The 21,545-nt window shown below is 63.8% G+C and carries 26 protein-coding genes; 18 read left to right on the top strand and 8 right to left on the bottom strand.

Translation table 11 applies throughout. The annotated features are described in order from the left end of the window. Window positions 1-450: 450 nt before the first annotated feature. The 5 genes from FJ419_RS08050 (at window position 451) to FJ419_RS08030 (ending at window position 3,852) form a co-directional block, all read left to right on the top strand. A complete protein-coding gene (locus tag FJ419_RS08050) occupies window positions 451-1,977 on the top strand; it encodes an ABC-F family ATP-binding cassette domain-containing protein (RefSeq protein ID WP_140689297.1) in 1,527 nt (508 codons plus the stop codon). Window positions 1,978-2,098: 121 nt separating this feature from the next. Next, window positions 2,099-2,488: a nuclear transport factor 2 family protein gene (locus FJ419_RS08045; RefSeq protein WP_140689296.1), complete on the top strand. Its 390-nt coding sequence runs from the start codon at window positions 2,099-2,101 to the stop codon at window positions 2,486-2,488. Window positions 2,489-2,580: 92 nt separating this feature from the next. Then, window positions 2,581-2,763, top strand: a complete 183-nt coding sequence (locus FJ419_RS08040; RefSeq protein ID WP_140689294.1) for a hypothetical protein — start codon at window positions 2,581-2,583, stop codon at window positions 2,761-2,763. A 157-nt stretch (window positions 2,764-2,920) separates the two neighbouring features. Further along, window positions 2,921-3,337, top strand: coding sequence for a glyoxalase/bleomycin resistance/extradiol dioxygenase family protein (locus FJ419_RS08035; protein WP_140689292.1), 417 nt, complete (start codon window positions 2,921-2,923; stop codon window positions 3,335-3,337). A gap of 161 nt (window positions 3,338-3,498) precedes the next feature. After that, on the top strand, window positions 3,499-3,852 hold the full coding sequence (locus FJ419_RS08030) for a DUF1428 family protein (protein ID WP_140689290.1): 354 nt from the start codon (window positions 3,499-3,501) through the stop codon (window positions 3,850-3,852). Window positions 3,853-4,144: 292 nt separating this feature from the next. On the opposite strand, the gene FJ419_RS08025 is transcribed toward FJ419_RS08030, so the two are convergent. Beyond that, entirely contained in the window at window positions 4,145-5,779 is a 1,635-nt protein-coding gene (locus FJ419_RS08025; RefSeq protein ID WP_140689288.1) for a sulfotransferase, read from the bottom strand. A 192-nt stretch (window positions 5,780-5,971) separates the two neighbouring features. Beyond that, on the bottom strand, window positions 5,972-6,373 hold the full coding sequence (locus tag FJ419_RS08020) for a Kazal-type serine protease inhibitor domain-containing protein (protein WP_140689286.1): 402 nt from the start codon (window positions 6,371-6,373) through the stop codon (window positions 5,972-5,974). Between the two features lie 441 nt (window positions 6,374-6,814). Here FJ419_RS08020 and FJ419_RS08015 point away from each other — a divergent pair, with 441 nt between their 5' ends. The 3 genes from FJ419_RS08015 to FJ419_RS08005 all read left to right on the top strand — a co-directional run bounded on the left by FJ419_RS08015 (window position 6,815) and on the right by FJ419_RS08005 (window position 8,160). Next, the gene (locus FJ419_RS08015; protein WP_006202520.1) at window positions 6,815-7,027 is read left to right on the top strand and encodes a cold-shock protein; all 213 of its coding nucleotides are present in this window, start codon (window positions 6,815-6,817) and stop codon (window positions 7,025-7,027) included. Window positions 7,028-7,266: 239 nt separating this feature from the next. Continuing rightward, window positions 7,267-7,479, top strand: a complete 213-nt coding sequence (locus FJ419_RS08010; RefSeq protein WP_008877668.1) for a cold-shock protein — start codon at window positions 7,267-7,269, stop codon at window positions 7,477-7,479. Window positions 7,480-7,746: 267 nt separating this feature from the next. Further along, window positions 7,747-8,160, top strand: a complete 414-nt coding sequence (locus FJ419_RS08005) for a BA14K family protein (protein WP_140689284.1) — start codon at window positions 7,747-7,749, stop codon at window positions 8,158-8,160. A 72-nt stretch (window positions 8,161-8,232) separates the two neighbouring features. On the opposite strand, the gene FJ419_RS08000 is transcribed toward FJ419_RS08005, so the two are convergent. The 3 genes from FJ419_RS08000 to FJ419_RS07990 all read right to left on the bottom strand — a co-directional run bounded on the left by FJ419_RS08000 (window position 8,233) and on the right by FJ419_RS07990 (window position 10,429). Then, window positions 8,233-8,874, bottom strand: coding sequence for an MBL fold metallo-hydrolase (locus FJ419_RS08000; protein WP_140689283.1), 642 nt, complete (start codon window positions 8,872-8,874; stop codon window positions 8,233-8,235). Window positions 8,875-9,080: 206 nt separating this feature from the next. Then, window positions 9,081-9,389, bottom strand: coding sequence for a hypothetical protein (locus FJ419_RS07995; RefSeq protein ID WP_140689281.1), 309 nt, complete (start codon window positions 9,387-9,389; stop codon window positions 9,081-9,083). Window positions 9,390-9,535: 146 nt separating this feature from the next. Continuing rightward, the gene (locus FJ419_RS07990) at window positions 9,536-10,429 is read right to left on the bottom strand and encodes a branched-chain amino acid aminotransferase (RefSeq protein WP_140689279.1); all 894 of its coding nucleotides are present in this window, start codon (window positions 10,427-10,429) and stop codon (window positions 9,536-9,538) included. A gap of 260 nt (window positions 10,430-10,689) precedes the next feature. Here FJ419_RS07990 and FJ419_RS07985 point away from each other — a divergent pair, with 260 nt between their 5' ends. From FJ419_RS07985 to FJ419_RS07970, 4 genes are all read left to right on the top strand, one after another. Next, window positions 10,690-11,217, top strand: coding sequence for a MarR family transcriptional regulator (locus FJ419_RS07985; RefSeq protein WP_140647554.1), 528 nt, complete (start codon window positions 10,690-10,692; stop codon window positions 11,215-11,217). After that, window positions 11,204-11,923, top strand: coding sequence for a response regulator transcription factor (locus FJ419_RS07980; RefSeq protein WP_095766537.1), 720 nt, complete (start codon window positions 11,204-11,206; stop codon window positions 11,921-11,923). The genes FJ419_RS07985 and FJ419_RS07980 overlap by 14 nt, the downstream gene beginning before the upstream one ends. Before the next feature lie 51 nt (window positions 11,924-11,974). Continuing rightward, a complete protein-coding gene (locus FJ419_RS07975; protein WP_140689277.1) occupies window positions 11,975-13,390 on the top strand; it encodes an ATP-binding protein in 1,416 nt (471 codons plus the stop codon). A 243-nt stretch (window positions 13,391-13,633) separates the two neighbouring features. After that, window positions 13,634-14,698, top strand: a complete 1,065-nt coding sequence (locus tag FJ419_RS07970) for a glycosyltransferase family 1 protein (protein WP_246679151.1) — start codon at window positions 13,634-13,636, stop codon at window positions 14,696-14,698. Here FJ419_RS07970 and FJ419_RS07965 read toward each other — a convergent pair. From FJ419_RS07965 to FJ419_RS07955, 3 genes are all read right to left on the bottom strand, one after another. Then, complete coding sequence (locus tag FJ419_RS07965; protein ID WP_140637133.1) at window positions 14,690-15,049, bottom strand: tRNA-binding protein; 360 nt, start codon at window positions 15,047-15,049, stop codon at window positions 14,690-14,692. The genes FJ419_RS07970 and FJ419_RS07965 overlap by 9 nt on opposite strands. 18 nt (window positions 15,050-15,067) lie before the next feature. Beyond that, window positions 15,068-15,568 carry a YbjN domain-containing protein gene (locus tag FJ419_RS07960; RefSeq protein ID WP_112098904.1) on the bottom strand — a complete coding sequence of 167 codons (501 nt, stop codon included), beginning with the start codon at window positions 15,566-15,568 and terminating at the stop codon, window positions 15,068-15,070. A 313-nt stretch (window positions 15,569-15,881) separates the two neighbouring features. After that, window positions 15,882-16,184, bottom strand: coding sequence for an accessory factor UbiK family protein (locus tag FJ419_RS07955; protein ID WP_140543231.1), 303 nt, complete (start codon window positions 16,182-16,184; stop codon window positions 15,882-15,884). 206 nt (window positions 16,185-16,390) lie between these two features. Between FJ419_RS07955 and FJ419_RS07950 the strand changes: the two genes are divergently transcribed. The 6 genes from FJ419_RS07950 (at window position 16,391) to FJ419_RS07925 (ending at window position 21,363) form a co-directional block, all read left to right on the top strand. After that, a complete protein-coding gene (locus FJ419_RS07950) occupies window positions 16,391-16,630 on the top strand; it encodes a BrnA antitoxin family protein (RefSeq protein WP_140689275.1) in 240 nt (79 codons plus the stop codon). 104 nt (window positions 16,631-16,734) lie between these two features. After that, window positions 16,735-17,589 (top strand): prolipoprotein diacylglyceryl transferase, encoded by an 855-nt coding sequence (lgt, locus tag FJ419_RS07945; protein ID WP_140689273.1) that lies wholly within the window; start codon window positions 16,735-16,737, stop codon window positions 17,587-17,589. Continuing rightward, window positions 17,586-18,653, top strand: coding sequence for a class I SAM-dependent methyltransferase (locus FJ419_RS07940; protein WP_140689272.1), 1,068 nt, complete (start codon window positions 17,586-17,588; stop codon window positions 18,651-18,653). Before lgt ends, FJ419_RS07940 begins: the two co-directional genes overlap by 4 nt. Window positions 18,654-18,740: 87 nt before the next feature. Continuing rightward, window positions 18,741-19,529, top strand: coding sequence for a peptidoglycan editing factor PgeF (pgeF, locus tag FJ419_RS07935; protein WP_140689270.1), 789 nt, complete (start codon window positions 18,741-18,743; stop codon window positions 19,527-19,529). Beyond that, the gene (locus FJ419_RS07930) at window positions 19,529-20,680 is read left to right on the top strand and encodes a Xaa-Pro peptidase family protein (RefSeq protein ID WP_140689268.1); all 1,152 of its coding nucleotides are present in this window, start codon (window positions 19,529-19,531) and stop codon (window positions 20,678-20,680) included. The genes pgeF and FJ419_RS07930 overlap by 1 nt, the downstream gene beginning before the upstream one ends. A gap of 56 nt (window positions 20,681-20,736) precedes the next feature. Then, entirely contained in the window at window positions 20,737-21,363 is a 627-nt protein-coding gene (locus FJ419_RS07925; RefSeq protein WP_140689266.1) for a hypothetical protein, read from the top strand. Window positions 21,364-21,545: the final 182 nt, after the last annotated feature.

Genomic DNA, 21,545 nt, shown 5'->3' with positions numbered 1-21,545 from the left:
GCCGTCTTATGAACAACGGCAAGGCTCACAGGCAAGCCATCATCGCCTGTGTCAGAAAGCTCCTCATCTTCGCCAACACCGTCGTCGAACGCGGCACTCCGTGGAGCAAAAGTCCACCCGCAAAACACGCCGCCTGAGCTAATGGTTGCGCTTCTCCCACAAGGGGAGAAGGGAAAGGCGCACCTTGTCTCCGCCCCTCCCACGGTGTACCCAATTCCCAACTCGAACATCTGGAAGGAGGGCTGCGTGAACCACTATCACCACCGTCAGCGCGGCCCTGTCTGTGCCCTGCGAGCTTGCTTGCAGGGCTGACCAGGACGGTCCGGGTTTTCCCGCTTCGATTTTTGGTCTGCCCTTCGTGGTGCCGCCGAACCTGGCCTGATGGCTTGTGGGCGCACCGTCAAAGTGCATCACAGCCCGAGTTCCTCCGGACAGACCAGAGAAATCGACATGGCCCTGATCAGCCTCAAATCCCTCGGCGTCATCATGAGTGCGCCGCTCTTCTCCAACCTCGACCTCATCATCGGCGCCGGCGACCGGCTCGGCATCGTCGCGGCCAATGGCCGTGGCAAATCCACACTTCTCAAATGCCTGGCCGGCGAATTCGAAGCCACCGCCGGCGACATCACCCGGTCGCGCGGCCTGCGCGTTGGCCATGTCGAGCAATCCGTTCCCGACGCGCTGCTCGGTCGCAGCTTCCATGACGTCGTCGCCGATGCCTTGCCGCCCGAACAGCGCGACAGCGAATTCTGGCGCGTCGACGTCGTGCTGGATTCGCTCGAGGTACCGGAAGACATGCGCGGCCGGCCTATGCGCGCGCTGAGCGGCGGCTGGCAGCGTCTGGCGCTGATCGCCCGCGTCTGGGTCACCGATCCCGACGTGCTTCTGCTCGACGAGCCGACCAATCATCTCGACCTCGCCAGGATCAGCCAGCTCGAAACATGGCTCAATGCGCTGCCGCGCGACGTGCCTGTCATCATCGCCAGCCATGATCGCGCCTTCCTCGACGCCGCCACCAACCGCACGCTGTTCCTGCGCCCGGAAGACTCGCCGGTGTTCGCCCTGCCCTATTCCCGCGCCAGGCAGGCGCTCGACGAGCTCGACGCCTCGACGGCGCGCAAGTTCGAGCGCGACATGAAGATCGCCCAGCAGTTGCGCAAGCAGGCCGCCAAGTTGAACAATATCGGCATCAATTCCGGCAGCGACCTTTTGACCGTGAAGACCAGGCAGCTCAAGGAACGGGCCGAGAAGCTGGAGGATGCCGCCGTACAAGCGCATCGCGAGCGTTCGGCCGGCGCGATCAAGCTGGCCAACCGCGGCACCCACGCCAAGGTACTGATCACGCTGGAGGACGCGGCGGTCGAAACCCCTGACGGCACGCCGTTGTTCAGGACCGGCAAGCGCCACATCTGCCAAGGCGATCGCATCGTGCTGCTCGGCCGCAACGGCGCCGGCAAGACGCGCTTCATCGCAATGATCCGCGGCGCCATCGCCGAGCCGGGATCGGTCGCGAACATCAAGGTGACGCCGTCGACCGTGCTCGGTTACAGCGATCAGGCGCTGTCGGGCATCGATGGCGGCGACACGCCCCTGGCGATGGTCTCGCGCCGCTTCGAGCTCGGCGAGCAGCGCGCCCGCTCGCTGCTCGCCGGCGCCGGCGTCGCGATCGAGATGCAGGAGAGGAAGATCGGCGCTCTGTCCGGCGGACAGAGATCGAGGCTGATGATGCTGGTGCTCAGGCTCATCCATCCCAATTTCTATCTGCTCGACGAGCCGACCAACCATCTCGACATCGACGGCCAGGAAGCATTGGAGGACGAATTGTTGAAGCATCAGGCGAGCTGCTTGCTTGCCTCGCATGACCGCTCCTTCATCCGCGCCGTCGGCAATCGCTTCTGGCTGATCGACAAGCGGCGGCTGACCGAGGTCGACGACCCGGAGGCGTTCTTCCGCTCAGTCGCCGAGATGCCGAACTGAGACGACACCTCTGTTGGGCAGGCACTGCCGGCCCGACAGGCGTTGCTGCCGGCTCGGCGATACTTTTCCACCTGCTAAAAAAAGCGCATGCTGAACTGCTTAGCCATGGAGGGAATGGGCCATGCGTGCAGTGGAAATCGTCAGCAATCTCTATCAGGCCTATGCGGACCGCGACATCGAAGGCGCTTTGTCTCGGTGCGCCGAAGATGTCGTGTTCCGCTGGATTGCCGATCCCCGGCAATCGCGTCATGCCGGCACCGCGCACGGCAAGCAGGAATTCCTCGCCAGGCTCCTGGCGCTCGACGACGACTTCGAATACCGGCACTTTGTCCCTGTCGAGATCATCGACGGCGGCGACAAGGTGGCCGCGCAGGTCGAGATCCACATGACGCGCCGCGCCACCGGCGAGGAGCTCATCATGCGCACCGCCAATTTCTGGACGGTCCGCGACGGCGAGATCATCGAGATGGTGGAATATTACGACACCGCGCTGGCCGCGTCGGTGTTCTGAAAAAAATCGAGGCGATCTGTCGGATCGCCGATTGCCGCCTCGTCCTTGGGATGCCGACACGATGATGCCGGCATCAACCAGGGAGAGACATCATGTCGGTACTGTCATCCATCGGCCGTCTTGCCAACCACTATGCCCAGGCGCGCGCGCGTCACCGCAGCGAGCGCATCCTGCTTTCGCTGCCGGCCGAGCTGCGCAAGGACATCGGCTTTCCGGAGATTTTCGAAACTCGCGAAAGCCGCCGCGCCGCCACCTTCTCGGCGAAGGTCATATAAGTCGCGCTTTTGATGCGATTGTTTTGCAGCCATGCTTGTCGCCGGAGCTGCCTGGACCAGCTACTCTAAAAATAATTCGCGGGCCATGTAGGATCGCCGCCGCTTCATCCGTCCTGGGGTCGCAAATCCGGATCAACCCGTGAAGAGGAACACGAGAATGAACGACCAGACCCCGCCCCGCGCCAAGGTCCTTGGCGGATTGACCCCCTACCTGCAGGTCGATGGCGCCATCAAGGCCGCCGAGTTCTACAAGAAGGCTTTCGGCGCGGAAGAAGTGTTCGCCTATCCGCCCGACGACAACGGCCGCACCATGCACATCCATCTCTACGTCAACGGCTCGACGCTGATGTTGGGCGATGCCTATCCCGAACACGGCCATCCGCACCAGGCGGCGCAGGGCTATACGCTGCAGCTCCATCTCGGCAGCGACGACATCGATGCCTGGTGGAAGCGCGCTGTGGATGCCGGCTGCGAGATCGTCACCCCGCTGCAGGTGATGTTCTGGGGCGACCGCTGGGGCCAGGTGAAAGACCCCTTCGGCGTCGCTTGGGCGATGAACGCGCCGGTGAAGTGAGCCCGCCGACCTCTCCGCCTGTGGGAGAGGTCGGATTGCCCCGATTTGCCCTTCGCAAATCGCCAAGCTGGAACACCCCTCATCCGTGTCGGCGCTGCGCGCCGATCCACCTTCTCCCAAAAGGGGAGAAGGAAAAAACGCCACCAAAGAGGAGAACCGCCATGTCCTACGTCGATGGCTTCGTGCTCGCCGTGCCGAAGGCAAATCTCGATGCGTACAAGAAGATGGCCGAGAACGCCGGCACCGTCTGGATGGAGCACGGCGCGCTCGCCTATGTCGAATGCGTCGGCGACGACGTGCCCTATGGCGAGTTGACCTCGTTCCCGCGCGCCGTGCAGGCGAAGGACGACGAGGTCGTCATCTTCTCCTGGGTCGTCTACGAGTCCAGACAGAGCCGCGATGCGGTCATGGCCAAGGTGATGGCCGATGAGCGTCTCAAGATGGACTGGTCCGCCATGCCGTTCGACGGCAAGCGCATGATCTTCGGCGGCTTCCAGCCCTTCATCGAGCTTTGAGGAGCGACGGAACGCCAGTGTCGGCTGATCGCAATCATTTGCGGTTGGCCGAGACGCTCGTCAGGTCGTCATCCTCGGGCGGAGCAAGGAGCGAAGCGACGCGGCGCAGACCCGAGGATCCATTCCGTGACCTATGAGCGTTGCAGCGGTGCGGAACAATCTCCGTTCTGCGCCGCCTTTAACCTTCGCGCGAGGTCACGGAATGGATCCTCGGGTCTGCGCGTCCGCTTCGCTCCCGCTCCGCCCGTGGATGACGAAGTTCGGGCGCTTCGGCCAATCGCTGACGCGTGTGCTAGTTCAGCCGATCCAGCAGCGGCTTCAGCCGCTCCCCATAACGCTTCCACAGATCGACCGAGCCCTGATACATCGGCTGGCGCACCTGCGCGGCGGAAGCGGTGCGGACCGGCCGGTCCGTCTCGTGGAAAGACAACACCTTGTCGTCCCAGGGCAGGCCGAGATACGCCATCAGCGCCCGTGACTGCCCGTCCTGGTCGGCGACGAAATCCTCATAGCGCACATCATGCACGACGCCCGGCAGCACCTTGTGCCAATGCGCCATGATGTCGGTGTAGAGATTATGGAAATCGGCGAGCTCGCCGAGGTCGTAGCCGTAGCGGTGGCTGTCGCCGCGGAAATGCACCTTGAAGATCGACAGGCACGTGGCCGCCGCGTCGCGCGCGCAATGGACGATCTTGGCCTTCGGCAACATCATGTGCAGGAAGCCGACCAGAAGGAAGTTGCCCGGCATCTTGTCGGTGACATGGCGGTAGCCCGGATAGCGGGCATGCAGCATGTCGAGATAGGCCTGGCCGGCCTCGGCGAAGGCTTTGTCGGGCATGTCGGCGATACCGGCGGGGAAGCCGCCCGGCATGCTCATCGGAAACTGCTTGCCGACGGCCGTCTTCAAGATGTTCAACTCGCCCGCGCCAAAGACCGCCGGGTGGCTGGCGATGATCTGCTCGACCAGCGTGGTGCCGGAGCGCGGCATGCCGACGACGAAGATCGGCGTGTCGTCGGAAATGCCGCTTGGCCTGTGCTTCTCGAAAAAGGCTGTGTCGAATGTCGCCTTCATCGCCTCGAATTCGCTGCGCGTGCGCGCGGGATCGTAGTCGATCACGCTGCGGCGAACGGCATTGCCCTCGGCGAAATAGTCGAAGGCGCGGCCGTAATCCTTGAGGTCGTCATTGACCTTGCCCAGTCCGAAGGAGAGCTGCATGCGCGCGAGGCTGCCTTGCGGCGCCTTGGCGTGCTCGGCCTCCATGCCGGAAAGCTCCTTGTCGCGCTCGGTCTGGCGCTTGACCTGCGTCAGCAGCAGCCAGGCTTTCGACATGTTCGGGGCGATCGCCAGCGCCTGGCGGGCGAGATCGGCCGCCTCGTCGAGCTTGCCCTTCTCCATCATCGCGACGCCAAGCCCGTAGAGAAGCTCGGCATCCTTCGGCCGGATCGACAGCGCCTCGCCAAACAGCTTGATCGCCTCGTCCAGCCGCCCGGCCTCCTGCATCGTCTCGGCAAGGCCGATGCGCGCGCGGACGTGGAACGGGTTGCGGCCGATGGTGCCGCGATAGATCTCCTCGGCCGCGTCGAGCTGTCCGAGCTGCTTCAGCGACGAGCCGAGATTGTCGCGCGCGGCCAGCTGGTCCGGCCGGATATCCACGGCGCCGCGGAAGAAATCGATCGCGGCGGCGAAGCGCCCGAGATCGCGCATGACCGTGCCCATATTGTTGAGGAAGTCGGCATTTTCGGGCTGCAGCGTCACCGACTGCTCGATGAGATCAAGCCCTTCCTCGCTCCTGCCGGTCTGGTGCAGCAGCAGCCCGAGGAAATGCAGCGCGGCGGCATGGTTCGGCTGCTGCCCCAATACCTGCCTGTAGAGGCTCTCGGCCTCCTGGCGCCGGCCGGCCTGATGCAGTTGCAGCGCCTTTTGCACATAGGGATCGAGCGGGCTCGCCGAACCACCTGGCCTGCCGCCGGCATTTGCCGCTCTTCTGTGATCTTTTTTAATGGGAAACCTGCCGTATTTGTTGGTCCGCCGGACCTAAGCCATGCCGGCAAGAGATTCAAGACAAAGCGTCAGCGCGCCTCGCAGTGTCTACCTGCCCAGATGGACACCGCGGTCCTCTCAGCACGGTCCGTCGCCGACGATGCGATAGTCCGCCGCGCGCGCCTCGCATGCGTTCGGGAAGGTCCGCACTTGCCCGTGGCGCCTGGCGCAGACCGGCGCGTATTCGCGCGTGCAGAAGGCCTGTTCTCCACCGCCACCGCCACCGCCACTACCGCCAGCGTCGCGGCAAGGACCGTCCCGCACGATGCGGTAGCCTTCCCGTTCGGCCAGGCAGGCATTGGCGAAGGTCTGCCGGTCGCCGTCGCGCCGGGCACAGACCGGTTGGTACTGCATGGTGCATAGCTGCGGATGCGGCCTGGGCGGACGCGGGCCATCGTCGACGACGACGGCGCAGGCCGCCAGCAGCGCCGACAGCATGAAAACGACAACGCCCTGCCGTGACACCGCAACTAACCGCATAGACTCCTCCTTCGTCCCGGCGCGCGATGCCGGCTCGCGGTATCCTCGCATCCTGCGCGCTAAACGCAACCGTCGTTTGTGGAGCCGCGGAACCGGTTGTCGCCTTGGCCCATGCTTGGCCCGCCTCTGGCCGATGACCGGTGATGGGGCCGGGTCTATCGAGGCCCAGCGTTGGACGCGCCGCTGGCCGCCCGCGAGCGTCGTCTTGCAACCATCACGTTTCCGTGTAATAAAAATCATGTTCGGGCATTTGCGACCCGGAGAGCGGAACGTTTTGGACGACCTTTCCCCGATAAGTGTGAATCTCTGACAACCCCGTTTTTCGGCGGGGGGTTTGACCATGCGCGAATGCATGACCGCCGAAGCAACCACCGGGATTTGCCCAAGGCGCGAGGCAGCGGGCAAACCACAAGACTGACACGGGTGAAGGAGTTTTCCCCAATGGCCCAGACCGGTACTGTAAAGTTCTTCAATGCCACCAAAGGCTTCGGCTTTATCACGCCGGATGGTGGCGCCAAGGACGTGTTCGTCCACATTTCCGCGATCGAGGCTTCTGGCCTGCGCACGCTGGTCGATGGCCAGAAGGTTACCTTCGACGTCGAGCCGGACCGCATGGGCAAGGGCCCGAAGGCGGTCAACCTGCGCGCCGCCTGATCCGCCGGAACAGCCTGTCCTTTGCGGATGCAATGGTGCGGCAGGATCATGAACCGGCTTCAGGACAGGCCTGAAATTGCGAAGGCGCGGCCGAAACGGTCGCGCCTTTTTTGCGCGCAAATGCTTGGATCGGCAGGCGAAAACTTTCTCTTGCCGATAGCGCTAAAATAAAGGACAAATTTCCTCTCGGGCAGTTTGCCGGCCCGAGACTTGACTTGATGGGATCAAAGGAGTTTCCCATGCCGCAGACCGGCACCGTCAAATTCTTCAACCATGCCAAAGGCTTCGGCTTCATCACGCCCGATGATGGCGCGAAGGATGTCTTCGTCCACATCTCGGCTGTGCAGGCGTCGGGCCTTCCCGGTCTTGAGGATGGGCAGAAAGTGACATTCGACACCGAGCCGGACAAGCGCGGCAAGGGTCCGAAGGCCGTCAATCTGTCGGTCGGCTAAGCCGGCTCGCGACGGATCCGACGGAAGCTTTTCAGGCGGGACCGCTCCCGCCCCGGAACGGGTTGTGCCCAGGTCCGGAAAGGTCGCCGGCTTCGAAAATCGCCGAGCTTCGAAAAATCGCCAAGCCACGAAAAATCCCCAGGCCACGAAAAATCGTTTACGCCGATTTCCGTTCAGCCTCCGTTCAGCCACGGTCTTCTATTAACCTTTGCTAAAGCCGGTCCGTATCCCCGAAAAATGCGCGGGCCGGCGCGAAGGAGACCGAAGATGAACCGTTTTCTCAAGACCGCTGTCCTCAGTGCTGGCATTGCCGCGACCACCTTGGCCACCTTCTCGGCGGCCAATGCCGACGACTGGCGCTGGCACCATCATCGTCACCATGGCGGTGACGCCCTCGCCGCCGGCGTTGTCGGCCTCGCGGCAGGCGCCTTGATTGGCAGCGCGCTCAGCAACCCCGGGCCGCGCTATTACGAACCGGCCTATGGTGACGACTATTATGTCGACCGGCCGGTGCGCCGCTACTACGTGCAGGAGCCGCGTGTCGTCTATGCCGACCGCTACGCCGAACCGTGGACCCGGGGCTGGTACGAGTATTGTTCGGACCGCTACCGCAGCTTCAATTCGCGCACCGGCACTTTCACCGGCAGTGACGGCGCCCAGCATTTCTGCGTCGCCAACTGACCGATCGAAACATCGCCTGGGTTCCCTGCCCAAGACAAGCGCCGCCCGCAGCGGCGCTTTTCTTTTTGAAGGTCAGGTCAGAAACGGATTGGTCCGCCGCTCGTCGCCAAGGCGGCTGCCCGGGCCATGGCCGCAGATGAAACCTATGTCGTCGCCAAGCGGTAGAAGCTTGTCCTTGATCGAGGCGATCAGCGCGGCGTGGTTGCCGCCGGGCAGGTCGGTGCGCCCGATCGAGCCGCGGAACAGCACGTCGCCGACATGCGCGAATTTGGCCGCCCGGTTGTAGTAGACGACATGGCCCGGCGCATGCCCCGGGCAATGCAGCACTTCGAACACATGGTTGCCGAACGACACCGTTTCGCCTTCGGTGAGAAAACGGTCCGGCACGCAATTGCGCACCTGATCGGTGAGGCCGAAACGTTTGGCCTGGTTCTCGAGATTGGCAAGCAGCGGCTTGTCGGCCACATGTGGGCCGATAATGTCAATGCCCAGCGCATCCTTCAGGTCCATGGCGCCGCCGGCATGGTCGATATGGCCATGCGTGATCCAGATTGCACCGGCGGTGATGGCATTGTCCTTCAGCGCTGAAAGTATGTTGTCGACATCGCCGCCGGGATCGACCACGACGCCTGACCTGTCGTCCATGTCGAAGAGAATGGTGCAGTTCTGCTGGAAGGGCGTGACCGGCACGATACCGGCATTGAGCTGACCCATGGCATTCCTTTCCCTTCCTTCGAAGTGTCGCCCTGATGTAGACAGCCCGGCGAACCTCGTCCACCATTGTCCGAACTTCGGGAGGAAATGCGCGACCGAGGCCGCCGGCCGTGTTCCAAAAGGAATGGGCGGCCGAGGCCGCCGGCTTGGTCAAAAAAGGAATGGGCGGCCGAGGCCGCCCATGGCAAAGTCCGAGAGAACCGGACCTATTTCTTCATTGCATTCATGACCGCGCCGATGATGCCGGTCAGGATCGCGCCACCGCCAACGCCGCCGAGGAGGTTCTTCAGGTCGAGCGCGCTGCCGATGCCGCGCGCCGCCGCTGCCGCGTCAACGCCGCCGCCGCCGAGCAGACTGCCGAGAATGGCCGCGCCGCCGACGCCGCCGATCGCACCGCCGAGGATTTTGGTAAGTTGGCCCATCGCCGCCTGCTTGAACGCCGCGCCAACCGCCTGGCCACCGATAACGCCGGCAATTACCTGTACAACGATCTGAATAATCGTGTTGCTGTCCATGTAACTAGTCCCTCCATAGCCGCCAGCCTCCTCGGGCCGACGCCATCATGAGACGCCGAATTGTTCGAAAGTCAAATGCGCGCGTGCTTAAATAAAAGGGGCGGCTCGAAAACCGCCCCTATTGCACAAAAAAGCTGTGACTATCCCTATTCTGCAGCGATTGCGTGCTTTGGCTGCACCGCGGCGGAATAGTCATTCATCAATGTCTTGGCGATCTCGCCGACCTCGAATCGGTATGAACCGATCTCGGAAACCGGCGTGACCTCAGCGGCGGTGCCGGTGAGGAAGCACTGCTCGAAATCTTCGAGTTCCTCCGGCATGATGACGCGCTCGATCACCTCGAAACCGCGGTCCTTCGCCAGGCCGATCACCGTGCGGCGGGTTATTCCGTCAAGGAAACAGTCGGGCGTCGGCGTATGGATCTTGCCGTCCTTGACGAAGAAGATATTGGCGCCCGTGGCTTCCGCCACCTGGCCGCGCCAATCGAGCATCATGGCGTCGGCGTAGCCCTTGGCCTCGGCGGCGTGCTTGGACAGCGTGCAGATCATGTAGAGGCCGGAGGCCTTCGACTTGGATGGCGCGGTGCGCGGATCGGGCCGGCGCCATTCGGCGACGTCGAGCCGAATGCCCTTGAGCTTCTGTGCGGGATCGAAATAGCTCGGCCACTGCCAGATGGCGATGGCGCAGTTGATGCGGTTGTTCTGCGCCGAAACGCCCATCTGCTCGCTGCCGCGCCAGGCGATCGGACGCACATAGGCGTCCTGGAAACCCTGCTTCTTCAACAGCGTGCGGCAGGCCTCATCGATCTCGGCGACCGGATAGGGAATCTTGAAGCCGAGCAGGCGCGCCGATTCATGCAGGCGCTCATTGTGCTCGGTCAGCTTGAAGATCTGGCCGCCATAGGCGCGCTCGCCCTCGAAGACGGCGCTGGCATAGTGCAGGCCATGGGTCAGCACATGGATCTTGGCGTCGGCCCATTTGACGAACTCGCCGTTCATCCAGATGAAGCCTTCCAATTGATCGAAGGGAACGGATGCCATGGAAACCTCCCGCGGGCAGGCGCCCGCAAATCGTTGTGTTTATGACCATTCGAACCGACCCCGCCACAGGATCCGAAACGCTGGCCAATGCTTGAAAGCGTAGGCGGATATTCAATCCGTGGCAAACTCAGGAAGTTCCGGAAAAATGGCTTCCTCTTGCCTTTTTGTTCGCAATCCGCCGAAAAGCTTGTCAAAAATTATCATTGCCCGGAAATTACGTCAATAGTACTGACATAATTCCCGCCTCGCATGGAGAAACGATGACGAGCCCCGCAGCCGGAAAACCGATCAGGACGGCCATCGCCGATGAGGACGGCATCGACTTCGCCATCATCGAACTGTTTTTCTTCGCCTATCGCGATTTCACCTCCGACCCGGACCAGATCCTCGCCGATTACGGCTTCGGCCGCGCCCATCATCGCGTGCTGCACTTCGTCAACCGCAGGCCGGGCCTCACCGTCGCCGAGCTGCTCGATGTGCTGAAGATCACCAAGCAGAGCCTGGCGCGGGTTTTGAAGCAGTTGATCGACACCGATCACATCGTCCAGGTGCAGGGTCCGCGCGACCGCCGGCAGCGCGAGCTTTACCCGACCGCCAAGGGTCGCGCCCTGGCCCTGGCGCTGGCGCGGCCACAGTCGCGCCGCATCCGTGCGGCATTGGAGGATTCCGGAACCACCGAACGCGCCACGATCGAGCGTTTCCTGGAAGCGATGGTCAATCCGGAACTAAGAGCGCAGATTGACATTGTGCCTGCGCAAACATCGGGGAAGAACCATGGAGACCATTGAGAAGGTCGATCATCCGTCAGCGCCCGACGATGACGCGCCGCATCTTCTGGTCGTCGACGACGACACGCGTATCCGCAACCTGCTCAAGCAGTATCTGTCCGAGAACGGTTTTCGCGTCACCGTGGCCGGCAATTCCGGCGAGGCCAGGCGCAAGCTCGCCGGCCTCGACTTCGACCTTCTGGTGCTCGATGTGATGATGCCGGGCGAGACCGGCGTCGATCTCACCAAGGCGCTGCGGGCCGAGAAGAACGTGCCGATCCTGATGCTGACGGCGCTGTCCGAGACCGACAGCCGCATCACCGGCCTGGAAGCCGGCGCCGATGACTACCTGCCGAAACCGTTCGATCCGCGCGAGCTGATCCTGCGCATCAACAACATCCTGCGCCGTGGCGGCCCGGCGGCGACGCCGAAGGTGGAGCAACTGGTGTTCGGGCCCTACACGTTCCAGATCGCCAAGCGCGAATTGAAGCGCGGCGGCGAGGCGCTTAAGCTGACCGACCGCGAGCAGGAGATCCTCGCGATCTTCGCCGCGCGCGCGGGCGAGACCATACCGCGCCATGAGCTGGTGGGCGATGAATCGGATGTCGGCGAGCGCACCATCGACGTGCAGATCAACCGGCTGCGCCGCAAGATAGAGCGCGACCCGTCCAATCCGGTGTGGCTGCAGACGGTGCGCGGTATTGGGTATCGGCTCAGCGTCGAATAGGTTACCGTCGAAGGCCCTTTGCTGAACGGCCATCGACGAGCGGAAGGGCGAATGGCGACCACGCAACTGGACAAGCCGAAAGGAAGCGGTCCCGGCGATCTCGCACTGCGGACGCTGAGGGCGATGCCGCGTGCCTGGAACCGGTTCTGGCGCCTGATCGCGCTCTACATGCCGAAGCGGCTTTACGCCCGCTCGCTGATCATCGTCATCGCGCCGATGATCCTGCTGCAGTCGGTGGTCGCCTTCGTCTTCATGGAGCGCCACTGGCAGACGGTCACGCAGCGCCTGTCGCAGGCGACCATCTCGGACATAGCGGCGGTCATCGACATGATGGAGACCTATCCGCACGACGCCGACTATGCCAACATCATCCGCATCGCCCAGGACCGCATGCAGTTGAAGGTGGATCTGCTGCCGCCGGACCCGCTGCCGCCGCCCGGCCCCAAACCGTTCTTCTCGATCCTCGACGAGGCCTTGTCGTCGGAGATCACGAAGCAGATCAACCGCCCGTTCTGGATCGACACGGTCGGCAACTCCAACGTCGTCGAGGTTCGCGTCCAGCTTGAAGGCAAGGTGCTGCGCGTCTTCGTGCGGCGCAGCCAGGCTTATGCCTCGAACACCCATATTTTCCTGATCTGGATGGTCGGCACCTCGCTGGTGCTGTTGATGATCGCCATCCCTTTCCTGCGCAATCAGATCAGGCCGATCCTGACACTCGCCGAGGCCGCCGAGAGTTTCGGCAAGGGTCGGCCGATGCCGCGCGATTTCCGCCCGCGCGGCGCCGAGGAAGTCCGTCGCGCCGGCTTCGCTTTCATCCAGATGCGAGAGCGCATCGAGCGCCAGATCGAGCAGCGCACCGCGATGCTGACCGGCGTCAGCCACGACCTCAGGACCATCCTCACCCGCTTCAAGCTGCAGCTGGCGCTGGCCGGCGGCAAGTCCGAGACCAAGGCCGCGCTGAACCAGGACATTGACGACATGCAGTCGATGCTGGAAGGCTATCTCTCTTTTGCCCGCGGCGAGTCCGCGGAGGACACCGGCCGCTTCGACCTTGAGACCTATTTCCAGAAGCTCGGCGAGGAAGCGCAATTGCGCGGCTGCAAGCTCGCGACGACGCTGGCCGGGGATCCGACCGTGCATGTGCGGCCGAACGCCTTTGCCCGTTTGCTGTCGAACGTCATCGGCAATGCTTTCCGCTATGCCAAGACCGTCGAAGTCCACGCCAATCATGGCCGCGGCTCGCTCACCGTCACCATCGACGACGACGGACCGGGCATCGCGCCCGACAAGCGCGAAGAGGTGTTCAAGCCCTTCCTGCGGCTCGACGAGGCCCGCAATCTCGATGCCAGCGGCACCGGCCTTGGCCTGTCGATCGCCCGCGACATCGCCCGCAGCCACGGCGGCGAGGTCAGCCTCGAGGACAGCCCGCTCGGCGGCCTGCGCGCCGTGATCAAGGTGCCTGCGTAAGTCGAGCCGAGACAGGCTTCATCCGCCCGTCATGAAATCATGGTCAAGAGCGCGCATGAAGCGCGCGACCTCTGTTGATTCGGCCCTGCCGCATCGCTTCGATCCGGCCCCTGCCCGGGTGCGCTGGAGCGAGGCGCGAGCGGCTGCCTGGCTGCCGTTCCGGCACCGCGCCGGCGCGCTCAGGATTTATTGCGGCGAAGGCCCGTCATCCGTGTCGGGATCGCCATGCGTATCGGGATCGCTATGCGTATCCTGATGGTCACCGACGCATGGCGGCCCCAGGTCAATGGCGTGGTGCACACGCTGGAACGCCTCACCGAGGCGCTGAAACCCTTCGACGTCGAGCTCGATTTCCTGACGCCGACCCTGTTTCGCACCTTGCCGATGCCGACCTATCCCGACATCCGCTTGGCGCTGACCACGCCTGGCCGCGTCGCGCGCATGATCGAGGCCGCCAAGGCCGACCACATCCACATTGTCACCGAGGGTCCGCTCGGCATCATGGCGCGCCGCCATTGCCGGAAGGTTGGCCGCCCCTTCACCACCAGCTACCACACCCGCTTTCCCGAATATCTCAGCGCCCGCCTGCCGGTGCCTGAGAGCTGGGCTTACAATTGGCTGCGCGACTTCCACAATTCCGGACAGGGCACGCTCGTCGCCACGCAGTCGCTGGCGGACGATCTCGCCGCGCGCGGCTTCAACAGGCTGAGGCCCTGGACGCGCGGCGTCGACACCGACCATTTCCGGCCCAACAAGCGCAAGGAAACCGGATTCCCGCGTCCGGTTTTCCTATGCGTCGGCCGCGTCGCGATCGAAAAGAACCTGACCGCCTTCCTCGATCTCGACCTGCCCGGCAGCAAGGTTATCGTCGGCGAAGGGCCCGAGTTGGCAAAGCTCAAGGCGCGCTATCCCAACGCGCATTTCCTCGGCCACCGCCCGAACGACGAGCTGGCCGAGATCTACGCGTCTGCCGACGTCTTCGTATTCCCGAGCCGCACCGACACCTTCGGCAACGTCATCATCGAGGCGCTGGCCAGCGGAACGCCCGTCGCCGCCTATCCGGTGACCGGACCGATCGACATTGTTGGCGACGGCGTCGGCGGAGCCGTATCGACCGACCTGGGCGAGGCGGCGATGAAGGCGCTTGAAGTCGATCGCGCCGAAGCGCGCCAGCGCGCGATGCGCTACAGCTGGCAGGCCTGCGCCGAAATGTTCCTCGACGCCGTCGACGAAGCGCTGGGAATGCCAAGCAAGCCCGCCGATCAGGACAGAGCGGCTCCAGTTCGCCCCAGGCTCGCCCTAGAATAGGCGCCCGCCGTCCGGCACCTTGCGCTCGATGGCGCCGAGCACGACCGCACCCTCTTCGTCGGGAAAGCCCAGCGTCAGCACTTCCGACATGAACGGGCCGATCTGGCGCGGCGGGAAATTAACCACCGCGAAGACCTGGCGGCCAATCAGCTTTTCCGGCGCATAATACTTGGTGATCTGCGCCGACGACTTCTTCACCCCGATCGCCGGGCCGAAATCGATCTTCAGCTTGATCGCAGGCTTGCGCGCCTCCGGAAATGGCTCGGCCTCGACGATCGTACCGGCACGGATGTCGACACGGTCGAAATCGGCAAAGCTGATCTCGGGCTTTCGCTCGCTGCTGGAACTCATCGGCGATGTCGGCTTCGCTCAGGCGTTTCCATGGGTCTCGAAGAGCACGCTGGACAGCGCGTCCTTGGCCGATGTACCCGACCAGACGACGAACTGGAAGGCCTGGAAATAGCATTCGCAGGCCTCCAGCGCCGAGGACAGCAGCACCTCGACCTGTTGGCTCGAAGGCTCGACCCCGCCGGCAAGCAGCAGCGACTGCCGGAACATGATCGCGCCTTCCTGTTCCCACAGATCGAAATGCCCGAACAGCATCTGCTCGTTGATCAGCGAAAGCAGCCGCATCACTTCCAGCGTACGCGTCTCCGGCACCTTGATGTCGAAGGCGCAGGCCAGATGCAGCGCCTCGAAATCCTCCATCCAGGAAAAGGAGACGTGATAGTCGGTCCAGCTGCCGGCCACCGAAATCGAAATCTCGTCGTCGCCGGCGCGTTCGAAGGACCAGTCGTTGTTGTGGGCCACCTGCTCGATGACATCTACCGGGTGGATTTCGCGGGAGAATTCGAGTTCGAGGAGTTCCATGAATGCTTCCTGTGTTCAGGGGAGCGCCACACGCTCCGCGGGGCACACACGACGAACAATCTTGTCTAGAACTCGGACGGTCAGGACTTTCCAACACAAAGACCCAACCGGACCCCACCGCCCGGCGCATGACCCTGCTTCGAATCATGCAACAAATTCAGTCTATTGATCGGGAGTCGCGTGAACAGCCCAATTTTTCGCACTGCGTCATCCGCATGTGGAAAGGTGGCTGTCACGAAGATTCATGCAATGCCGGTAAGCGATTCACGGCAAAGCGATTTTTCGGATCGCGCTATGTGGAAAAGTTTAACGATTATTTTTTTGCGCGGGGCTTCGCGGCACCCGTTGGTGCGGCCTGTCCGGTCAGTTCGGCGAGCTTGGCCTCGAGCGCCTCGACGCGCGTCGCCAGCTGGATGTTGTCTTCCCGCGCCTTGACCGCCATCTCGCGCATGGCCTCGAACTCTTCGCGCTGCACCACATCCATGGAATTCAGCATGCGCTCGGCCTGCGCCCGGAACGCCGTCTCCACTTCGCGCCGCACGCCCTGCGCGGCACCCGCAGCATCGGTCATGATCTTTGCGAATTCGTCGAGAATGCGGTTCGGTCCGGTCGACATGGCAGATCCTCGCTTTGTCGTTTTGACGTAGTCGCGCGCGGCGCGGAATGCAAGAACGTTGGGGTTTGATGCCGCCTCTGCGTTGCTATGGCGCATGGCGGCGCGCCATGCCTGAACAAAGCTATCACATCGCCCGACCTGTACTTGAAACCACCAAATCGCCTATTGTGCTGTGTATTGTTCCAGCACTCAGTTAGGATCGACCAATGGCAACGCCCCCGCGCCGACCGACAAACCCGATCGCAGCCGCGGAAGCTGCCTTCAAGCCCGTCAAAAAGCCCGTGGCGCCAATTCGCGAGGCCGCGGCGGTGCCAAATGTCAGAGAGCTTGTTTCGATAAGGGTCGATCGCGCTGTGCTCGACCACTTCCAGGAAGGTGGCCCCGGCTGGCAGGACAGGATCAACGAAGCTCTAATACGGATTGTCGCCGGCAAACCTGAAGTTTGAAATCGCTCGTCCTGGCGTTCAGAACGTCAATCGCCTTGCCTTGACCCCGCCAAAACCCTGCCGCATGGTCCGCGCCCAATCGTGACCGTCATCGGGGAACCGTTTTGAGCGAATATTTCCTGCTGCCGCTGGCCTCCCTGCCCTTCCCCAACATCGATCCGGTCATCGTCCATATCGGGCCGCTGGCGGTGCATTGGTACGGCGTCGGCTACATCGTCGGCATCCTCTTTGCCTGGTGGTACGCCAAGCGCCTGATCACCAATCCGCGCCTGTGGCCCGACGGCAATCTGCCGATGAAGCCCGAGGACCTCGACGACTTCATCGTCTGGGCGGCGATCGGCGTCGTGCTTGGCGGGCGCACCGGCTACGTGCTCTTCTACGACCTGCCGCGCTACATCGCGCATCCGCTCGACATCTTCGCGGTCTGGCAGGGCGGCATGTCGTTCCATGGCGGCCTGCTCGGCGTCATCCTCGCCATGACGCTGTTTTCGCTCAAGCGCCGCATTCCCACCTGGACATTGTTCGATGTGGTGTCGGCCGGCGTGCCGGTCGGGCTCGGCCTGGTCCGTGTCGCCAACTTCATCAATTCGGAGCTTTGGGGCCGGCCCTCGGACGTGCCGTGGGCGATCGAATTCCCCAATGGCGGCCCGTTCACCCGCCACCCCAGCCAGCTCTACGAGGCGCTGCTCGAAGGTCTCGTGCTGTTCCTGGTGCTGCGCTTCCTCACCCATTCGCGCCTGAAGCTGAAGACGCCGCGCTTCGTCGGCGGCGCCTTCATCTGCGGCTACGGCTTGTCACGCATCTTCGTCGAGTTCTTCCGCGAGCCCGACCAGCAGCTCGGCTATCTGCTCGGCACCGGCTGGCTGACCATGGGCATGATCCTGTCCACGCCGATGGTGCTGGCCGGCATCTGGGCCATGGTCACCGCAAGGCCGGCGGCCGAGCCGCGGGCGGCATGACCCGGCTGAAGGAGCGCATCATAGGCCTGATCGCCGCGGCGGGGCCGATCCCGGTCAGCGAATATATGGCGCTCTGCCTGTTCGATCCCGACGAGGGCTATTACACGACGCACGAGCCCTTCGGCGCCGCTGGCGACTTCATCACCGCGCCCGAGATCAGCCAGATGTTCGGCGAGCTTGTCGCCGTCTGGCTCTATCAGGCCTGGCAAGGTGCCGGCCGGCCGTTGCCCGCAACCTTCGCCGAAATCGGTCCCGGCCGCGGCACCTTGATGAAGGACATGCTGCGCACCTGGTCGCGGCTCGACCCGGCGCTCGTGGCCGGCGCCTCCTTTGCCATGATCGAGACCAGCCCGCGCCTGGCTGAGATCCAGAAGCAGACGCTTGCCGGCGAGAGCGCGCCGCTTGCCTGGCACCAGACCATCGACACGCTGCCGGGGCAGCCGCTCTTCATCGTCGGCAACGAGCTGTTCGACGCGGTGCCGATCCGGCAGTTCGTCCATGTCGGCGAAAGCTGGCGCGAGCGCGTGGTCGGCCTCGATGGCGCTGATGAACTGCGCTTCTTCGCCGGCGCGGGGTCTGTCGATCCGGCACTGCTGCCGGCCGCCGCGGCCGATGCGCCGCAAGGCGCCATCGTCGAAATGGCGCCCGCCCGTTCGGCGCTGATGGCGGCGATCGCCGAACGCATCGCCGGCCAGGGCGGCGCCGGCCTCTTCATCGACTACGGCCACCTCCGGCCGGGGATCGGCGACACCTTCCAGGCGCTGCGCCGGCATCGGCGCGAAGACGTGCTCGCCAATCCAGGTGAAGCCGATCTCACCGCCCATGTCGATTTCGCCCCGCTTGCAGACATGGCGCGCGCTCACGGTCTCGATGTGCAATTGTCGACCCAGGGCGAATTCCTGCTCGGCCTGGGACTGCTCGAGCGCGCCGGCACGCTCGGTGCCGATGCTGACGCCAAGACACGCCAAGCGATTTCGGACGCGGTCGAACGCCTGGCCGGCCCCAACGCGATGGGCGAGCTGTTCAAGGTGATGAAGATCCTGCCGGCCGCGAGAACAGGCTGAGATCGAACGGCGGTCATGCCGCATGGTCCCGTCGTCGTCCGAACTTCGCCTTGACGAGACCGCCCCGCACGGACGACAAACCCAACCATGCTGAATCAGACCAGACCCGATCCAGTGCGTTCGCCGCTCCTTGAAAAGGCGCAAGGCATGCGCCACGGCTATTTCACGCGCATCGGCGGCGTCTCCGACGGCATCTATCGGGGGCTCAACATTGGTACCGGCTCCAGCGACGATCAGACACTGGTCGCCGAGAACCGGCGGCGCGTTGCCGCCTGGATGGGCGTGCCGGCGGATCATCTGTTGACGGCGCACCAGGTCCATTCGCCGGATGTCGTTGTCGCCAGGGAACCCTTTGCGGGGGCCCGCCCCAAGGCTGATGCCATCGTCACCGACCGTCCGGGCATCGCCATCGGCGCCTCGACCGCCGATTGCGGGCCGGTGTTGTTCGCGGACGCCGAGGCGCGCGTCATCGGTGCCGCCCATGCGGGCTGGAAGGGTGCCTTCACCGGCGTGCTGGAAAATACCGTCGCCGCGATGGAGAGCCTCGGCGCCAGCCGCGAGCGCATCGTCGCCGTGCTCGGTCCTTCCATCGGCCCCGACAATTACGAGGTCGGGCCGGAATTCGTCGCCCGCTTCGTTGAGGCCGACGCCGGCAATCATCGCTATTTCAGGCCATCGAGGACCGCCGGCCACTCGATGTTCGATCTCAACCGATATACGGTCGACCGGCTGCGCAAGGCCAGCGTGACCGCCGAGGGGCTTGGCCGCTGCACCTATGCGGAAGAAGACCTGTTCTATTCCTACCGGCGCACCACACACCGCAAGGAAGCGGATTACGGGCGCCAGGTTTCGGCAATCGTTCTGGAGAAAGAATAATGGCGCTGCATTTCGAACGTTCGGAATTCGACGCGCGGCGCGACCGGCTGCTGATCGAGATGGCCGAGAAGAAGCTCGACGCCGTGCTCCTGTTCGCGCAGGAGAGCATGTATTGGCTGACCGGCTACGACACGTTCGGCTTCTGCTTCTTCCAGTGCCTGGTGGTGAAGGCCGACGGCTCGATGGTGCTGCTCACCCGTTCGGCCGATCTGAGGCAGGCACGCCAGACCTCGACCATCGAGAACATCGTGCTGTGGACCGATCGTCAGGGGGCCAATCCGGCGATCGACCTGCGCAACCTGCTCAACGACCTCGATCTGCTCGGCGCCCGCATCGGCGTCGAATACGACACCCATGGCCTGACCGCCTATAACGGCCGCCGCCTGGACGAGCAGTTGCAGACCTTCGGCCAGATCGCCGATGCTTCCGGCATCGTCGGCCGGCTGCGCCTGTTCAAGAGCCCGGCCGAGATCGCCAAGGCGGAAAAGGCCGCCAATCTTTCCGACGACGCGCTGGATGCCGCCCTGCCCCTGATCAAGCAAGGCGGCGATGAAGGGCTGATCCTTGCCGCCATGCAGGGCGCGGTCTTTGCCGGCGGCGGCGACTATCCCGCCAACGAATACATCATCGGCTCCGGCGCCGATGCCTTGCTCTGCCGCTATAAAGCCGGCCGCCGCAAGCTCACCAAGAACGACCAGCTGACGCTCGAATGGGCCGGCGTCTTCCACCACTACCACGCCCCCATGATGCGCACCGTTTTGACCGGCAAGGTGTCGAAACGTCATCAGGAATTGTTCGACGCTTCCCGCGCCGCCCTGCTGGCGGTCGAAAAGGCGATGACGCCGGGCAATACTTTCGGCGATGTCTTCGACGCGCATGCCCGCACGCTCGAAGCGCACAATCTGACCAAGCACCGGCTGAACGCCTGCGGCTATTCGGTCGGCGCGCGCTTCACGCCGTCCTGGATGGACATGCCGATGTTCTACCAGGGCAACATGGAACCGATCGCGCCCAACATGACGCTGTTCGCGCATATGATCATCATGGACTCCGAGACCGAGACCGCGATGACGCTTGGCCGCACCTACCTCACCACGGAATCGGCGCCGAAGCCGCTGTCGCGCCATGATCTCGACTTGATCGTGCAGTGAATCCATAATCGTTCGTTCACGCGGGGGCGTTCGCCAGCAGGGGAGTTTTCAGGCAAATGAGACGATCGCAGGTGACGACCGTGTCATTGCTTGCGGCGCTGGCGCTTGGCGCCTGCACCAATGCCAAGGACGTCCTGGAGCCTTCGGCGATCACCCCGCCGGCGGGCTCGGCCCAGTCTTCGACCGCTTCGCAGGGCACATCGACGACGGCCACAACCCCGACCACGACTGCGCCCGCTCCTTCGCCCGCGCCTTCCGCCACAGCGTCGCCCGCGACATCCAGGACACCGGCCCAGACCGCGGCTGTCGCCAAGACGCGGCTGCAGGTGGCGCCGATCGTCGGCGCGTCCGTGGAGGCTGCGGCGCCCTTGACGGCGGAACTTCAGGCCCGTGCTCGGCAACGCGGCCTGACGCTTGTCGGCAGCACCGACCAGACGGCCACGCATGTGCTGAAGGGCTATTTTTCGACGATGTCCGAGGGCAAGGACACGACCGTCATCTATGTCTGGGACATCTACGACCCATCCGGCAATCGCCTGCACCGCATCAATGGCCAGCAGAAGGCGCCCGCTGCCGGCAGCGGCGAAGGCTGGCCCGCGGTGGCGCCCGCGACCATGCAAGCCATTGCCGACCAGACGATCGACCAGTTCGCCGCCTGGCTCGGCAGCGGCGGCGCCGGTTGACCGGACCGGCACGGGCCGAATATTGCCGGCCAAACTGTTGCCGGCTTGCGATGTTTTCCGTGTTTGTTGCGGCCACCGGAAGGATTCCCGACGACGAGGCTTGCAATACCGGCCCGGCCCGCTAAAAGCCCGCTTAAAAGGCGCATGAGAGTCTCTCCGGCCTCTCCATCCTTCACCAGGAA

Origin of the sequence: Mesorhizobium sp. B2-6-2 (assembly GCF_006440615.1) — a bacterium.
Taxonomy (GTDB): Bacteria; Pseudomonadota; Alphaproteobacteria; order Rhizobiales; family Rhizobiaceae; genus Mesorhizobium.
This window is presented reverse-complemented; position numbering and strand designations above follow the sequence as displayed.

What these genes read in the sequence shown, in the direction of transcription:
- FJ419_RS08050 (WP_140689297.1), top strand. Translation starts at nt 451, where the DNA reads ATGGCCCTGATCAGCCTCAAATCCCTCGGCGTCATCATGAGTGCGCCG.
- FJ419_RS08045 (WP_140689296.1), top strand. Translation starts at nt 2,099, where the DNA reads ATGCGTGCAGTGGAAATCGTCAGCAATCTCTATCAGGCCTATGCGGAC.
- FJ419_RS08040 (WP_140689294.1), top strand. Translation starts at nt 2,581, where the DNA reads ATGTCGGTACTGTCATCCATCGGCCGTCTTGCCAACCACTATGCCCAG.
- FJ419_RS08035 (WP_140689292.1), top strand. Translation starts at nt 2,921, where the DNA reads ATGAACGACCAGACCCCGCCCCGCGCCAAGGTCCTTGGCGGATTGACC.
- FJ419_RS08030 (WP_140689290.1), top strand. Translation starts at nt 3,499, where the DNA reads ATGTCCTACGTCGATGGCTTCGTGCTCGCCGTGCCGAAGGCAAATCTC.
- FJ419_RS08020 (WP_140689286.1), bottom strand. Translation starts at nt 6,373, where the DNA reads ATGCGGTTAGTTGCGGTGTCACGGCAGGGCGTTGTCGTTTTCATGCTG.
- FJ419_RS08015 (WP_006202520.1), top strand. Translation starts at nt 6,815, where the DNA reads ATGGCCCAGACCGGTACTGTAAAGTTCTTCAATGCCACCAAAGGCTTC.
- FJ419_RS08010 (WP_008877668.1), top strand. Translation starts at nt 7,267, where the DNA reads ATGCCGCAGACCGGCACCGTCAAATTCTTCAACCATGCCAAAGGCTTC.
- FJ419_RS08005 (WP_140689284.1), top strand. Translation starts at nt 7,747, where the DNA reads ATGAACCGTTTTCTCAAGACCGCTGTCCTCAGTGCTGGCATTGCCGCG.
- FJ419_RS08000 (WP_140689283.1), bottom strand. Translation starts at nt 8,874, where the DNA reads ATGGGTCAGCTCAATGCCGGTATCGTGCCGGTCACGCCCTTCCAGCAG.
- FJ419_RS07995 (WP_140689281.1), bottom strand. Translation starts at nt 9,389, where the DNA reads ATGGACAGCAACACGATTATTCAGATCGTTGTACAGGTAATTGCCGGC.
- FJ419_RS07990 (WP_140689279.1), bottom strand. Translation starts at nt 10,429, where the DNA reads ATGGCATCCGTTCCCTTCGATCAATTGGAAGGCTTCATCTGGATGAAC.
- FJ419_RS07985 (WP_140647554.1), top strand. Translation starts at nt 10,690, where the DNA reads ATGACGAGCCCCGCAGCCGGAAAACCGATCAGGACGGCCATCGCCGAT.
- FJ419_RS07980 (WP_095766537.1), top strand. Translation starts at nt 11,204, where the DNA reads ATGGAGACCATTGAGAAGGTCGATCATCCGTCAGCGCCCGACGATGAC.
- FJ419_RS07975 (WP_140689277.1), top strand. Translation starts at nt 11,975, where the DNA reads ATGGCGACCACGCAACTGGACAAGCCGAAAGGAAGCGGTCCCGGCGAT.
- FJ419_RS07970 (WP_246679151.1), top strand. Translation starts at nt 13,634, where the DNA reads ATGCGTATCCTGATGGTCACCGACGCATGGCGGCCCCAGGTCAATGGC.
- FJ419_RS07965 (WP_140637133.1), bottom strand. Translation starts at nt 15,049, where the DNA reads ATGAGTTCCAGCAGCGAGCGAAAGCCCGAGATCAGCTTTGCCGATTTC.
- FJ419_RS07960 (WP_112098904.1), bottom strand. Translation starts at nt 15,568, where the DNA reads ATGGAACTCCTCGAACTCGAATTCTCCCGCGAAATCCACCCGGTAGAT.
- FJ419_RS07955 (WP_140543231.1), bottom strand. Translation starts at nt 16,184, where the DNA reads ATGTCGACCGGACCGAACCGCATTCTCGACGAATTCGCAAAGATCATG.
- FJ419_RS07950 (WP_140689275.1), top strand. Translation starts at nt 16,391, where the DNA reads ATGGCAACGCCCCCGCGCCGACCGACAAACCCGATCGCAGCCGCGGAA.
- FJ419_RS07940 (WP_140689272.1), top strand. Translation starts at nt 17,586, where the DNA reads ATGACCCGGCTGAAGGAGCGCATCATAGGCCTGATCGCCGCGGCGGGG.
- pgeF (WP_140689270.1), top strand. Translation starts at nt 18,741, where the DNA reads ATGCTGAATCAGACCAGACCCGATCCAGTGCGTTCGCCGCTCCTTGAA.
- FJ419_RS07930 (WP_140689268.1), top strand. Translation starts at nt 19,529, where the DNA reads ATGGCGCTGCATTTCGAACGTTCGGAATTCGACGCGCGGCGCGACCGG.
- FJ419_RS07925 (WP_140689266.1), top strand. Translation starts at nt 20,737, where the DNA reads ATGAGACGATCGCAGGTGACGACCGTGTCATTGCTTGCGGCGCTGGCG.